A 14,105-nucleotide genomic window follows, 5' to 3' on the forward strand; every position below is an offset into this window, starting at 1 on the left:
CTCAGAACTCATAAAAATGTATTTAGAAATAATCACACCAGATAAAAAGGTTTTTGCCGGTGAGGTGGATGCGGCTCAGTTTCCTGGAACAAATGGTTCTTTTGAGGTGCTGAACTCACACGCGCCTCTCATCAGTACACTTGATAAAGGCAGTATCCGTATCACAACCAAAAGCGGTTCAGAGTTATACACTGTGGATGGTGGTGTGGTAGAAGTACTCAACAACAAGATCATTGTATTGGCTGAGTCTGTTACTGAATAGTATTTAATATTAGTGAACGATAGTGAAAGCGCCTCCTGACAATCAGGAGGCGCTTTTTGTTTTAAAGGCTACACAGAATTAGGCTTTTATATTTTCTGCTTATATTTAAGAAATCTTATCACACTACATCATTATGTCTCGCATACAACCTAAAACAACTCCAATATATCAAACATCCGTTTTCACGTTTCAGGACCTGAACGAACTGGAGCAGTATTTTGAGGAACCAGGGAAACAGTACATGTACACCCGTTACGGAAATCCTAATTCAGACGAGTTGGCAGAAGGGATAAACAAATTGGAAGGTGGAGCAGGAGCAGTGGTAACCTCTTCGGGTATGTCGGCAATACTAGCAGCTGTTTTTAGCTACTGCCAGGCAGGAGATCATTTGCTGTGTGCGGAAGAGATTTATGGCGGCTCTAGTACGTTGCTATCGCAGGAGTTAGAGCGGTTAGGTATAACCGTAACCTATGTGCCAAATGAAGAGCTGTACGAGATAAGTAATTATGTACAGCCAAACACAAAACTGTTGTTAACCGAGACCATGAGTAACCCGCTGCTGCAGGTAATGGATGTGGATAAACTGGTACAGGAGACTAAAAGAGCGGGCATAAAGTTAGTGATAGATAACACCTTCGCAACGCCTATACTTACCAAACCGCTTGCACTAGGTGCCGACATGGTGATTCATAGCGTAACCAAATACCTTTCTGGCCACAGCGATGTAACAGCAGGTGTGGTAGTGGCAAAAGATGTAGAAGACTATAACAGGGCAAAAAAAGTCATGATGGTTTTCGGACTGAATCTGAGTCCCTTCGAAAGCTGGCTTGCCGCTCGAGGATTGAAAACACTTCGCCTGCGTATGCGGCAGCATAGCAGTAATGCGCTTGCTATCGCTAAATTTCTGCAGCAGCACCCCAAAGTGAAGCAGGTATGGTATCCAGGGTTAGAAAGCCATGCACAGCAGGAGGTAGCCGCAAAGCAAGGTAATGGTTTATTCGGAGGAATGTTATCGTTTCAGATAAGCGATGAGTTGGAAGACGTAAACAAGTTTATGCAGGAACTGCAACAGATTCCGTTTGCTCCATCGCTTGCTGGTGTTAGCACTTCCATATCTCACCCACTGAGTACTTCGCATCGTGCGCTTACACCCGAAAAACAGCAAAAGTTGGGTATAACCTTGGGGGTAATTCGTTTGTCGGTAGGCATAGAAGAGCCCGAAGAATTGATCTCTGACTTAAAGCAGGCGCTAGAAAAGATATAGTTGAAGGAGAGGCTTGGTAGCTTATAGGCTGCCAAGCCTCCGCTCAATAGTTTTTACTACTTTCTCCAGTTCCTCTTCTGTTAAGTTGCTGCTGCTAGGCAGGCACAGGCCTCGTTCAAAAAGTTGGCCACTGAGGTTATCGCCGTAGTAAGGTGTGCTCTGGTAAAGCGGCTGAAGATGCATTGGCTTCCAAAGTGGGCGTGCATCAATGTTCTGTTCCTCTAAGGCAAGCCGTAACTGCCCTGGTGTAATACCAAGTTCAGGATTGATGAGTACAGTTGTAAGCCAGCGGTTAGAGAACACATTTTTGGGTTCTGGTAAAAACTCCAACCCTTTCTCGCGGAGGCGCTCTTTATAGAAATTATAAACCTCCCGACGCTCTTTTACTCTTCTCTCTAGAACTTCTATCTGACCACGCCCTATACCTGCACTGATATTACTGAGGAGGTAGTTGTAGCCCATGTGGGAGTGCTGATAATGCGGTGCAGCATCCTTGGCCTGGCCTGCCAGGAAGCGTGTATGATCAGCAAGTTTCTTATCGTTTGTTACAAGTGCGCCGCCACCAGACGTGGTAATAATCTTGTTTCCGTTAAATGAAAAGATTCCTGCCTGACCTAAGGTGCCTACTTGATGACCAAAGTATCGGGAACCTAATGCTTCAGCTGCGTCCTCCACTACAGGAATATTATACTCTTCGGCAATGGCCATTATTTCTTTTACTTTGGCAGGCATGCCATACAGGTGCACCAGCAAAATACAGGACAGCTTTTTGCCCAGGCGCAGGCGCTCTTCAATAGCCTGGCGCAAGGTCTGTGGGCACATGTTCCACGTTTCGGCCTCGCTTTCTACAAGAACAGGTGTAGCGCCTAGGTATAAAATAGGATTAGCACTAGCCACAAATGTAAATGTGCTACAAAGTACTTCGTCGCCTGCCTGTACACCAACCGCCTGTAGGGCCAGGTGAATGGCGGCAGTTCCAGAATTAAGCGCAACGGCATGCTGTGCGTTCGTATGCTGGCAGATGTCGTGTTCAAACCCAGGTATGTTAGGACCTACAGTCGTTACCCAGTTATCTTCCAGGGCCTTATCTACATAGTTCTTTTCATGCCCGCCCATGTGCGGTACCGATAGAAAAATACGTCCTGGCTTATAGATCATGTTTTTACAACTTTTGCGGGTACGCCTACTGCTGTACAGCCTGCAGGCATAGGTTTAGTTACTACGGCACCAGCCCCAATTTGGGTGTTGGCACCAACGTTAATGCCTTGTAAAATGGCTGCATTAGTGCCAACATACACGCCTGTTTCCAATACAACGGCTCCAGAAATATTTACACCAGGCATAACAGACACAAAGTCTTTTAGAATAGCATCATGGCCGATGGTGCAGTTCAGGTTTACGAAAACATGCTTGCCAATGCTGATGTTGGTGGTTAAAATAGTGCCTTGTGCTAACACAACACCAGTTCCTAACTGAATATGCTGATACGGCTTAACCTGTACCTGCGGATGCACCAGCGTAGGAAAACTAATTTTGACATTCAGCTCCAACTGAGTAACGATAGCTCTTTTTATCTGAGGATTCCCGATTGCGATTACCACCTGTAGTTCGTAGTCCGTGGAAGCCAGCGCTGTAATGGTGCCGAGATAAGGAAAGCAGTTTATCGCTGTGCCAGCCAAAGAAGTATCGTCATCATAAAAGCCCAGAATGTTCCACTGTGCTGGCTGTGCTTCGTTTAGCTGATGTAGCATGACAAGCATTTCCCGCCCTAAACCACCTGCACCTACTATGGCAATATCTTTCATGTTAAGAACTCAGGCTTTCAAACTTGGGGGCAGTGGTATAACCTGCTGTGTTCACGTCAGCGCCAACTAATACCTTTTGCATTGTTTTGGCTAGTATGAGTACATCAGTTTTAAAAGAAAAGTGTTCAACATACCAGACATCATACCCAAACTTATTTTCCCAGCTAATAGCATTACGGCCGTTTACCTGTGCCCACCCCGTTATACCTGGCTTTACCTCATGGCGACGCGCCTGCTGAGGTGTGTAAAGCGGAAGGTACTCCATCAGTAGCGGACGAGGTCCAACCAGGCTCATATCGCCACACAGTACATTAAATAGCTGCGGAATTTCATCCAAAGATGTTTTGCGAACAAACGTGCCAATTAGGGTAAGGCGGTGGCTATCGGGGAGTAAAAAACCATGGGCATCGCGGGCATCGGTCATAGTTTTGAACTTATAGATATAGAAAGGCTTGCCCTGCAGGCCAGGACGCTGCTGCTTGAACAGAATAGCGCCTCTGTTTGCAAAAGCCAGAAGTACGGCAACAGCGAGCAACATGGGTAAGCTTATAAGCAGTATACCCAGCGCCAACACTACATCTATTAATCGTTTGCCGTATTTCTGATACATAACCTGGTAAAGGTGGTACGAATTTACATTTTTATTCTTTTTGAAACACAAACGACCTTGCTTAGATTCAAAACAATGCGTTACAGCATGCTGTTAACGTTTCTAAATCAGCATCTCTAAAGCGTAAAGCATTAGCTTCTTTATCAAAAGTATGTCTTTTTACGTCTTGATACTGGTATCTTCTTACGTAATTTGCGATTTAAATTATAAACTATGCTCGACTTCCCAAACGCGAAGCTTAATATCGGCTTATCAATCACGGCTAAAAGACCAGATGGCTTCCATGACCTACAATCTTGTTTTTACCCCGTGAAATGGTGCGATGCGTTGGAAATACTGCCTGCTACTGAAGAGAAGTTTACTACTTCTGGCTTGCCTGTGCCTGGAGATCCTGATGTCAACCTATGCCTGAAGGCTTATAGACTACTGAAAAAAGAGCATGATTTACCGCCTGTACACATGCACCTGCACAAGGTTATTCCTATGGGGGCTGGTTTGGGAGGCGGTTCTTCTGATGCTGCCTTTGTCTTGCGGATGCTGAACCAGCAATTCGAACTAAACCTGAGCGTTGACGAACTTCAGAACTATGCCCGCCAGTTAGGCAGCGACTGTGCTTTTTTTATAGAAAACAAACCTGTGATAGCTGTTGAAAAGGGAGATGTTTTTCAGCCTTTCGAGCTCGATTTAAGTGGCTACAGTTGTGTGGTTGTTTACCCAGGTATACACATTACAACTGCCGAGGCTTATGGAAACGTGTTGCCTAAAGAGCCAAGTTGCGGTATAGGCCTGCTGCTAAAGCAGGATGTAAGGGTTTGGCCTGATATCTTAAAGAATGACTTCGAAGAGGCTCTTTTTCCAAAATATCCAGAGTTGCCGCAGCTAAAGGAGAAGCTCTACAAGGCAGGTGCTGTGTATGCCGCCATGACGGGCTCTGGTTCCGCTATTTATGGTTTGTTCAAAGGGGAAGTTCCAGCAGATTTAGTCTTTCCCGATCATTACCTCCTCTGGAAAGGATTGCTTTAGTTTATGTTGCCTTTTAGAATAAGAATCCAGGATAGGGTAGATAAACACACTTAGCAGGATTACGCCAGCTCCATAGTAAAAGTCTATCGTCATCTGCTTGTTTTCGTTAAAGATGATCCATGCTAGAATGATGCCATAAACGGGCTCCAGGTTTACGGTCAGGTTCATGGTGTAGGCCGAGATCTTCTGCATGATGCGCACAGAAGCCGTATAGGCATACACGGTGCAGGCCAGCGCCAATATCAGCAGGTACACGGCATCCATCGTGCTCATGGTTAAATCTACCCCCTCCACGCCTGTAAATAGCGTCACGTAAAGCGGGAAGAACAAAGCAGTGCAGAGGCAGGCACCAGACATTTCATAAAAAGTGATGGTGGTGGAAGGGTGTTGCTTCGCCAGCTTTGCGTTGATGATGGTAAAAATTGAGCCCAGAAAGGCAGCGCCTATTGCCATAGCTATACCTATTCTGCTGTCAAACTGTGTTTCGGAACGGAAAATGATGTAAAGGCCCAGCAGGATGAGCAGAGCCAAAAATATCTCGTGAGGCTTTATTTTTTTCTTTGTGAAAAGAGGTTCTAGCAGTGCTGTCCAGAGGCTGCAGGTAGCCATACCCACCAAACAGATAGACACAGAAGCCACACGAGCAGAGGCAAAAAACAGGATCCAGTGTGCTGCAATCAAGAAACCTACGCCTACCATTTTAAGCACCTTGCCACGGCCCAGCCAGAAAGGCGTTCCACGCTTGTACATAATGCCAGCAAGTGCTAACGCTGTAATTAAGGTTCTGAGGAAAACCAGCTCCACTTCTGGTATCGTAATCAGCTTGCCTAGTATGGCTGTAAAGCCCCACAAGAAAATGATAAAGTGGAGCTCCAGGTAATCCTTCAGTCGTGGCATTAGCGCGGTATGTAGCGGTAAAGTATAAACCCGATGCCTGTGAAAATGGTCGTCGGAATCCAGGCAGCAATCATGGGGTCCAGATCGCCTACCTGAGCCAGGCTTCGGCTCGTAATTACAAAGATGATGAACACGAAAGCGAGGAAGAACCCAAGGGCAATTTGAAAACCCACACCGCCTCTGGCTTTACGGGCACTCACAATCACTCCAATTACAGTCAGGATAATAATAGCAAAAGGATAGCTAAAACGCTCATACTTCTCTACCAGGTAAGTCTCTAAATCGTCTGCACCACGGCTGCGTTTTTGCTCTATAAAGCGGTTCAATTCTGTCAGTGTCATGGTCTGCTCCAACTTATAAGTGCTTTCGAAGTCTTTGGGGTGCATATCCAGGGTTGTATCTATAGGTTCGCCTTTGTAGATGGTTTCCTTCTGCCCATTAAATGTTCTGAGCTTGTAATTTGAGATATGCCATTTTTGAGCATCAGCATTCCAACTGATCGTGCTTGCGGTTAGCTTTTGCTTTAGATTGGTGTCGTCGATGGTCTCCATCGCAAAATTATAACCAATGTGAGAGTTGTTGTTGTAGTTCTCCATGTACACATAAGTGTCTGGAGCTATTTTTATATGGATGTTGCGCCCCTCATACACATACTGGCTTTTAGTATATTTTACCTGAAAGGCTACACTTTCTTTGTTCGCATTTGGTATTACCCAACCTATAAGTACGAAAATAGCGGCGGCAATTATAGATGATCCCATAATGTACGGCACCAGCAACCTCCTAAAGCTAACACCACTGCTTAGTATGGCAACGATCTCGGTATGCGAGGCAAGCTTAGCTGTAACAAATACAGTGGCAATAAACACTGTAATGGGGCTCAGCATGTTTGCATAAAACGGGATCAGATTCAGGTAATAGTCAAATATGATCTCGGAGACAGGAACGTTGTTCTTAATAAAGTCATCGTTCTTCTCCGTAAAATCGATCACGCAGATAACCGATACCAGTATCAGCACCACAAATACGAAAGTGGTGAGAAACTTATTAAGAATGTATTTGTCGAGTAGCTTCAACTTTTTAAGTTAAGAGGTTATAAAGTTTTTTGAGTTAGAGATTTAGAGGGTTTAGGAGTTAAAGCGTTAACTTTTTAACTTTCTAAATCTCTAACGTTCTAAATCCTAAAGCCTTGTCATCAGTTTCTTTACCATTATGTCTTTCCACTCACGGAAAGTTCCGTTTAGTATCTGTTGGCGTGCCTGTTTTACCAGCCAAAGGTAAAAGGTAAGGTTATGCACACTGGCAATTTGGCCGCTCAGGTACTCGCCACTGTGAATTAGGTGGCGCAAATATGCTTTGCTGTAGAACGTACTAACATAGCCTCCTAGTTCAGTGTCGATAGGAGAATGGTCATTCGCCCACTTTTGATTTTTAATGTTAATGACTCCCTGCGTAGTAAATAACATGCCGTTACGCGCATTGCGGGTTGGCAGCACACAATCGAACATATCTACACCCAAGGCTATATTTTCCAGGATGTTGGCTGGCGTGCCCACTCCCATTAAATAACGAGGTTTGTCGGCTGGTAATATATCACAAACCAACTCCGTCATTTCGTACATCATCTCGGCTGGCTCACCTACCGATAAACCACCAATAGCATTGCCCTCGCGCCCGAAGCTGGCAATAGTCTCAGCCGACTGCACACGCAGGTCTTTGTAGGTGCTGCCCTGCACAATAGGGAACAGCGTTTGGTTATAGCCATACTTAGGCTCTGTGCTGTCAAAACGATCGACACAGCGCTGTAGCCAGCGGTGCGTGCGTTCCATCGAATTTTTGGCGTAAGTATAGTCGCAAGGGTAGGGGGTGCACTCATCAAATGCCATCACAATATCGGCTCCGATAGTACGCTGCGTATCCATTACATTTTCAGGAGTGAAGTTAAGGGTAGAGCCGTCAATGTGCGACTTAAACTTAACGCCCTCTTCCTTTATTTTACGTGTGCCAGCTAAAGAGAAAACCTGATAGCCACCGCTGTCGGTAAGTATTGGGCGGTCCCAGCCGTTAAATTTATGTAATCCACCTGCCGTTTCGAGTACGTTCAGGCCTGGCCGCAGATACAAATGGTAAGTGTTTCCAAGTATGATTTCGGCTTTAATATCATCCTTCAGTTCGCGTTGGTGTACGGCTTTAACTGTGCCTGCTGTGCCTACAGGCATAAAAATAGGAGTTTCTATGGCGCCATGGTCGGTTTGCACCACACCTGCACGCGCTTTAGACTGTTTATCGTTGGCTACTAATGAAAATTGCATAGTTGTAAATAGTTAGTGCTGTTATAAGCAATAATAGCACCAACAAAGAGGCAGCTAATTACTGCCAAAATTTTGATATTAGTTTAAAAATAATCGGCAAAGATACAAACTCCTCTGTCACAAAACATCAAGATTTATTAAATCGGTAAAGGATTCGGAAATGGTGTTTTAATGGCTAATTTTGATTGTTGGCTACTGCTATTACCTGAAAGCTGTTTCAAAAAGCTTGTGTGTAATTATGAGTCGCCAAAAAATATTTTCCAACATCAATAATTAGCAACTAGCATCATTTTGGCTACAATAATATTACTGGTGCTGCTCGGGCTTTGTGTACTGGTGCAGCTTTACTTTGCCTTGTTTTATTTCCTTCCGCTTTCTAAATATACTGATCCCGTTACGGAGGAAAAAAAGCCTATTTCCGTGATTGTAGCAGCACACGACGAACAGGAAAATTTGTACGAACTGCTACCAATGCTTCTGAACCAGGACTACCCAGAATTTGAAGTAGTGGTAGTAAACGATCGGTCAGAAGACGATACAGAATTTTATCTGTACGAGCTGGAGAGGCAGTTCTCTAATTTTAAAGTAGTAACTGTTAAGAAAACTCCAGATTACCTGAACCCTAAAAAATATGCCGTAGCACTTGGTATCAGAGCAGCTAAGTATGAGCATATGCTGTTTACCGATGCAGACTGCCGCCCTGAAAGAACGGAGTGGATAAACAAAATGCAACAAGGTTATACTACAGGGGTAGATGTTGTACTTGGCTACTCTCCTTATGCACATATCAAAGGATTTTTAAATCATCTGATCCGATATGAAACCTTACTCACTGGAATGCAGTATCTGTCTCATGCAAACAAGGGGCGTGCTTATATGGGTGTAGGCCGAAACCTTTCTTATACCAAAACATGTTTCTTTAGGAATAAGGGGTTTGCATCGCATATCAAATTACTAGGCGGCGACGACGATCTTTTTGTTCGTGATGCCGCCAACAATAGCAAAGTAAACATTGTTATCGATAAGGAGGGGCAGACCTCTAGTGTTCCTAAAAAGACGTTTCGGGAATGGCTGACCCAAAAAAGAAGACACTTGTCTGTTGGGAGGATGTATAAAGCATCAGATAAAAGAAGAATTGGCGCCTTTATGGGAGCAAACCTGTTCTTTTATCTGCTTCTTCTTATTATTCTTTTTATGTATAGTAAATTAGCTATATTAGGCGCGCTAGTTGGCTTAAGGTATTTGACTGTATTTCCTGTGTATGTGCTTTGTGCACGCAGGCTCAACGAAAAGCTTACCTTACCGCTGCTACTTGTGCTAGACCTTGTCTACTTTTTTAATTATCTGTTCCTCGGAGTATCTGTACTATTGTATAAAAAAATCAGATGGAAGTAAATAAGCAATTTTCAGCAAAGGCAAAACACGATTTCAAGTTAATACAGGCTGCGGTCGAAGAAAACGATGAAAAAGCGTATGCTGAGCTGATGAGCATCTATAAAAAACCTGTATACCATGTGGTGTTGAAAATGGTGCGCAATGCAGACGATGCCGAAGACTTAACGATCGAGGCTTTTGCCAAGGCGTTTCGTAACCTGCACAAGTTTAACCCTGAGTATGCCTTTAGTACCTGGTTATTCCGCATCGCTACAAACAACTGTATCGACTTTATCCGCAAAAACAGGATCAAAACCATGTCTATCGATTCAGCCATCAAGATTGATAATGGCGACGAGATAACGATAGACTTCAAAGACAAGAACCTGAACCCGCAGGAAGAGGCAATAAAGAACCAGAAAATTGAAATAATGCAGTACGTGGTGGCTAAGCTGCCAGATAAGTACCAGCGCCTGGTTACGCTTCGTTACTTTAACGAGCTTAGCTACGAAGAAATAGCCACCGAACTAAATGCACCGCTTGGAACTGTAAAAGCTCAGCTCCACAGAGCCCGCGAATTGCTGTATGACATGGTGAAAAACAAAAAGCACTTGATTTAACTTTTACATTTGAGTGTGATGGTCTGAATTAATAATTAAAATTAAGGTTAAAGATTGATTACTTGTGAAGCCCCTGTTGCCTAAGAGCAGCAGGGGCTTTATACTTTACGTTATTCCCGTTCTTATTTTATATTTTTGCGCAAGTTACTGTTGTTGACACCATACATATATTTAAACGATGGCCTTTGTGTCAGGTGAAACAATACTTTCTCTTATAGGTAAAGCCAGCCTGTATCTTCGCTTCAGAGATAGGGAGAAGGTTCGGCATGAGCTTGTTAAAAAGTACGAAGGTCAGTTCCATAACGCTGGTATGGTGCTGCTGTTCGACCTGTTGATGGCTTTACTTGCAGTTGCTGTAGTAGGCTTGTTGGCTGGTACTATATTTTTTGTCGCCACAAAGGCTAATTCATAAATCTTAACTTGTAATTCTTGAGTATGTCTACCTCCATCCGATTATTGCTTTCTGGTTATTTTCCTGATCTTACTGAAGACCAACTGCAGAAGTACGAGCAGATGGGGGAGTTGTATAAAGAGTGGAACCAGAAGATAAATGTCGTGTCTCGTAAGGACATGGACCAACTGGGGGTACACCATATTCTGCATTCGCTCGGTATAGCCAAGGTAGTGCAGTTTCCTGAGCATACCGCTGTGATGGACGTTGGAACTGGCGGCGGTTTGCCTGGTTTACCGCTGGCCGTTATGTTTCCAGAGGTAAAGTTTCATTTGGTAGATTCTATTGGCAAGAAGATACACGTGGTGCAGGAGATAGCCAGAGAGTTGCACCTGCAAAACGTAACAGCATCGCATACCAGAGCAGAGCAGGTGCGCGAAAAATACGACTTTATAGTTAGCCGCGCCGTTACCCGCCTAGCTAACTTTTGGCCTTGGGTAAGGAACAGCTTTAAAAAGTCTGACCTTGAAACGAAAGGCTTATACTATCTGAAAGGAGGCGATTTGGAAGAAGAAATAGCTGAATCTGGTCTCGTTGCTGAAACATTTGCCTTAACTGATTACTTCACAGAAGATTTTTTCGAGACAAAGAAAGTCGTATACATACAGTCTAAGCCTTAAAGTAGCGGTTTTAAGCTGTTGTACAACAGAATGATAGGAGCTTTTTGCAATAGATGAACTTCTTGTTGCTGTAACTCCTGCCTTTCTCTCTGTCTAAATGCTTATACTTCAGGCTTCTGGCCTCCGAGTAAGAACCTGACTGCCCGTGCTTCAGCGTAATAGTATTGATTTCCGTAGCTTTCTGGGAAGCCTACATGCCCGCCGCTATTGGGTACCTCCAGGTAAAAGTTGGGGTTCTGTCGGGCTTCCTCATAAGGGTAGCAACTCCTGCCTAAAAAAGGATCATTTTTGGCGTTAACAAGTAAAGTAGGCACCTGTATGTTCTTAAGAAACTGCTTGGAACTAACGCGGGTGTAGTAATCATCAGCGCTTTTGAAACCATGAATCGGCGCTGTGTAACGTTCATCAAACTCAGGAAAGGACGAAAGTAAGTTGTAGCCGCTCAAATCAATCTGGTCGGGAAACATCTGCTTCTTATGCTCCAGTTTCTTACCTAGTGTTTTCAGGAAGCGGCGCGTGTAGACTTTAGAAATATTTTTGGCCGAATCTTTCAAATCGATAGGAGTGGAGAACGCAATAGCTCGCTTTACCTCTTGAGGCACCTGCTCAGGATGCTCACCTAAATATTTGAGGGTAATATTGCCTCCAGCACTAAAGCCCGTTAAATAAATGGTGTGGTAGCGGCCTGTGTGTAATGCATACTGTAGTACATGTGCCAGGTCGTCTGAAGTACCTAGGTGGTAAGAACGGAGCAGCATATTAGGCTCGCCGCTGCAACTGCGATAGTTCCATGCCAGGGCATCCACGCCTTGTGCATTCAGAGCCTTAACCATTGCCTGTATATACGGTCTGTGGGAATCACCTTCCAGGCCGTGCGAAAGCACCAGCAAACTCTCAGAGCCAACCCTCGACCAGTCCAGATCTATAAAATCCTCGTCGGGTGTTGTAATTCGCTCCCGTGCATACTGTACACCTTCTACTTGCCTGAACAGCCCAGGTATAATTGTCTGTAAATGACCATTAAACAAATAAAATGGAGCTTTGTACTGAGATGGAACAAGAGGCATAAGAACTGTGTAAATTAAATGGTATGTTGTACTTTTTTAACCTTAAAATACTTATTTATTATATATGCTGTTTTGATATATCAATATTCCTTTTTCACCGTATGCTGTTAATGTATCTGATAATGTAATACAACTATGAAGATAGCTCTAAAATTCAAAACTATAGGATTAGCATTCGCTCTTGGTCTTTGTGTGTTCGCGTGCAACCAAGAAGCTCGAAACCAAAGTGGAATGCATGCAGAGGGAAGCATGGCAAATTCTGAACTACAGGAGGAAAGCCTTGAAACTAAAGACAAAGTTAATAACTTTTCTGCATGGCTACTTGGAAAGCCTGAAAAAGCCAAGATCGCTTCTAAACAGGAGTGGGAAGTGGTGCAGTCAGTTCACAAACTGAAATAGACTGATATCAAGGTTAGTAATTAGAGAAGCAAAGCTATACACCTAAAGCTTTGAAGCATGGGAGCCGCAAGTAAAAGAGCAACACAGACTTAAAAAGCAAGGCTGTTGATGACCACAAGGTAAGTGTATAGTTGAAGCCTTTTGGTGATGCTTAGCGACAACTCCTTCTATCTTATGCTTATACAATAGTTGAGTTATATTTATGTCTACTAAAGGTTAATTATTGGTAAAAGCCTGACGAACTGAATAATAAATGCTACCTTTGTACAGATAGTCTACACAATATTTTTCTGTGTGCCCTTGGAAATTATTTGTAAAGGGTTTACCTTTGCAAACTCATTTAAGAACGGAACAAAGAATTAATTTTATAGAATAACATGGCTAACCATAAGTCGGCATTAAAGAGAATTAGAGCGAATAACGCTAAACGTCTTCGTAACAGATACCAGGCGAAAACCACTCGTACCTTTGTAAAGAAGCTGAAAAACACGACTGATCAAGCCGAGGCGCAAGAGCTGTACAAGACAGTTTCCTCTATGCTTGACCGTCTGGCTAAGAAAAACATCATCCACAAAAACAAAGCTGCTAACAACAAGTCTAAGTTAGCTAAGTTTGTAAACAGCCTGGCTACAGCAGCTTAATTTCTGTTGGATTCCTAAATCGGAAGCCTTACACCGCAAGTGTAAGGCTTTTTATGTTTGCTATAGTTGACGCTTATTAAAATGATGAATAATGAAATAATCATTTTCCTGACGATTCATCTCATCGTGCCAGCGTTGGGGCTAATCTTCTACCTTCGACTCATTAATATGATAAAAAGAGATAAGGTTAAAGATCCGCCTATCATTGACCTAATTTTATCGTTTGCCACATACGGTGGGCTTTTGCTTGTTATCTTGACAACCCTCTTCTGGGAATGGTCAGCGATGGCATCTCTCGGTGCGTTTTACTTAATCATTTTAGGTCCTATAGTAATGGGAATTATTGCATATAGAAATTACAAGAACAGAAATATCTCCAAGTATCATGAGTGGACACATTGGGCTGGAAAAGCATACTTTGTCTTTCTTGCAGTGTCAGTTTTCATTGCTTTCATAGTTGAATAATCAGGCATGAGTCGCCATGTACGGCTTGTGCCTCACCAGTTGCCTGTACGAGCCCAGTTCTGGTAGTTCATTTTGCTGATCTTTGCTGCTATAATCTATTAACTCGAAGCTTTTGAGACAAGCTTTGCCTGTCATGGATTCAACTTGCTTAGGAATTGCAGGTGCGTCATAACAGCCCAAGCGATGCTCTTACAGAATGTATAGTTCAGAAATTGTTTGAGGTGATCGGGTTGCTCTTGAGTTTGTTCCAGCAGTATTGCTATGTTTGTTTCCAACCATAACAGGAGAGAGCAAG

At 43.6% G+C, this 14,105-nt stretch carries 17 protein-coding genes; 10 read left to right on the top strand and 7 right to left on the bottom strand.

The genetic code is table 11. The features are described from left to right. Positions 1-16 precede the first annotated feature (16 nt). Both atpC and LN893_RS04295 read left to right on the top strand, forming a co-directional pair. Positions 17-262 (top strand): ATP synthase F1 subunit epsilon, encoded by a 246-nt coding sequence (gene atpC, locus LN893_RS04290; RefSeq protein WP_229968566.1) that lies wholly within the window; start codon positions 17-19, stop codon positions 260-262. A gap of 133 nt (positions 263-395) precedes the next feature. Continuing rightward, a complete protein-coding gene (locus LN893_RS04295; RefSeq protein ID WP_229968567.1) occupies positions 396-1,526 on the top strand; it encodes a trans-sulfuration enzyme family protein in 1,131 nt (376 codons plus the stop codon). Positions 1,527-1,547: 21 nt separating this feature from the next. Here the strand turns inward: LN893_RS04295 and LN893_RS04300 are convergent, their stop codons facing one another. From LN893_RS04300 to LN893_RS04310, 3 genes are read right to left on the bottom strand one after another with little or no spacing between them, the layout of a single operon-like run. Beyond that, the gene (locus LN893_RS04300; protein ID WP_229968568.1) at positions 1,548-2,684 is read right to left on the bottom strand and encodes a DegT/DnrJ/EryC1/StrS family aminotransferase; all 1,137 of its coding nucleotides are present in this window, start codon (positions 2,682-2,684) and stop codon (positions 1,548-1,550) included. Next, positions 2,681-3,331 (bottom strand): acetyltransferase, encoded by a 651-nt coding sequence (locus LN893_RS04305; protein ID WP_229968569.1) that lies wholly within the window; start codon positions 3,329-3,331, stop codon positions 2,681-2,683. Before LN893_RS04305 ends, LN893_RS04300 begins: the two co-directional genes overlap by 4 nt. A 1-nt stretch (position 3,332) precedes the next feature. Next, positions 3,333-3,941 (bottom strand): sugar transferase, encoded by a 609-nt coding sequence (locus LN893_RS04310; protein WP_229968570.1) that lies wholly within the window; start codon positions 3,939-3,941, stop codon positions 3,333-3,335. A 213-nt stretch (positions 3,942-4,154) separates the two neighbouring features. On the opposite strand from LN893_RS04310, the gene ispE reads away from it, so the two are divergent. After that, entirely contained in the window at positions 4,155-4,964 is an 810-nt protein-coding gene (gene ispE, locus LN893_RS04315; RefSeq protein ID WP_229968571.1) for a 4-(cytidine 5'-diphospho)-2-C-methyl-D-erythritol kinase, read from the top strand. Here ispE and LN893_RS04320 read toward each other — a convergent pair. From LN893_RS04320 to tgt, 3 genes are all read right to left on the bottom strand, one after another. Beyond that, positions 4,920-5,861, bottom strand: a complete 942-nt coding sequence (locus LN893_RS04320; RefSeq protein WP_229968572.1) for a DMT family transporter — start codon at positions 5,859-5,861, stop codon at positions 4,920-4,922. The genes ispE and LN893_RS04320 overlap by 45 nt on opposite strands. Continuing rightward, on the bottom strand, positions 5,861-6,937 hold the full coding sequence (locus LN893_RS04325; protein WP_229968573.1) for an LptF/LptG family permease: 1,077 nt from the start codon (positions 6,935-6,937) through the stop codon (positions 5,861-5,863). The genes LN893_RS04320 and LN893_RS04325 overlap by 1 nt, the downstream gene beginning before the upstream one ends. Before the next feature lie 105 nt (positions 6,938-7,042). After that, positions 7,043-8,173 (bottom strand): tRNA guanosine(34) transglycosylase Tgt, encoded by a 1,131-nt coding sequence (gene tgt, locus LN893_RS04330; RefSeq protein WP_229968574.1) that lies wholly within the window; start codon positions 8,171-8,173, stop codon positions 7,043-7,045. A gap of 291 nt (positions 8,174-8,464) precedes the next feature. On the opposite strand from tgt, the gene LN893_RS04335 reads away from it, so the two are divergent. From LN893_RS04335 to rsmG, 4 genes are all read left to right on the top strand, one after another. Further along, on the top strand, positions 8,465-9,568 hold the full coding sequence (locus LN893_RS04335) for a glycosyltransferase (protein WP_229968575.1): 1,104 nt from the start codon (positions 8,465-8,467) through the stop codon (positions 9,566-9,568). Next, positions 9,559-10,167, top strand: coding sequence for an RNA polymerase sigma factor (locus tag LN893_RS04340; protein WP_115567331.1), 609 nt, complete (start codon positions 9,559-9,561; stop codon positions 10,165-10,167). Before LN893_RS04335 ends, LN893_RS04340 begins: the two co-directional genes overlap by 10 nt. Positions 10,168-10,345: 178 nt before the next feature. Beyond that, the gene (locus LN893_RS04345; protein ID WP_229968576.1) at positions 10,346-10,579 is read left to right on the top strand and encodes a hypothetical protein; all 234 of its coding nucleotides are present in this window, start codon (positions 10,346-10,348) and stop codon (positions 10,577-10,579) included. Positions 10,580-10,602: 23 nt separating this feature from the next. Then, positions 10,603-11,238 carry a 16S rRNA (guanine(527)-N(7))-methyltransferase RsmG gene (rsmG, locus tag LN893_RS04350; protein WP_229968577.1) on the top strand — a complete coding sequence of 212 codons (636 nt, stop codon included), beginning with the start codon at positions 10,603-10,605 and terminating at the stop codon, positions 11,236-11,238. Between the two features lie 101 nt (positions 11,239-11,339). Here rsmG and LN893_RS04355 read toward each other — a convergent pair whose 3' ends face one another. Continuing rightward, complete coding sequence (locus LN893_RS04355; RefSeq protein ID WP_229968578.1) at positions 11,340-12,305, bottom strand: YheT family hydrolase; 966 nt, start codon at positions 12,303-12,305, stop codon at positions 11,340-11,342. Between the two features lie 135 nt (positions 12,306-12,440). On the opposite strand from LN893_RS04355, the gene LN893_RS04360 reads away from it, so the two are divergent. From LN893_RS04360 to LN893_RS04370, 3 genes are all read left to right on the top strand, one after another. After that, positions 12,441-12,704, top strand: a complete 264-nt coding sequence (locus LN893_RS04360; RefSeq protein WP_229968579.1) for a hypothetical protein — start codon at positions 12,441-12,443, stop codon at positions 12,702-12,704. Positions 12,705-13,081: 377 nt separating this feature from the next. Next, a complete protein-coding gene (gene rpsT, locus LN893_RS04365; RefSeq protein WP_229968580.1) occupies positions 13,082-13,345 on the top strand; it encodes a 30S ribosomal protein S20 in 264 nt (87 codons plus the stop codon). Between the two features lie 168 nt (positions 13,346-13,513). After that, the gene (locus LN893_RS04370) at positions 13,514-13,810 is read left to right on the top strand and encodes a hypothetical protein (protein ID WP_229968581.1); all 297 of its coding nucleotides are present in this window, start codon (positions 13,514-13,516) and stop codon (positions 13,808-13,810) included. Positions 13,811-14,105 lie beyond the last annotated feature (295 nt).

The sequence above is a fragment of the Pontibacter harenae genome (assembly GCF_020907245.1).
GTDB classification, from domain to species: domain Bacteria; phylum Bacteroidota; class Bacteroidia; order Cytophagales; family Hymenobacteraceae; genus Pontibacter; species Pontibacter harenae.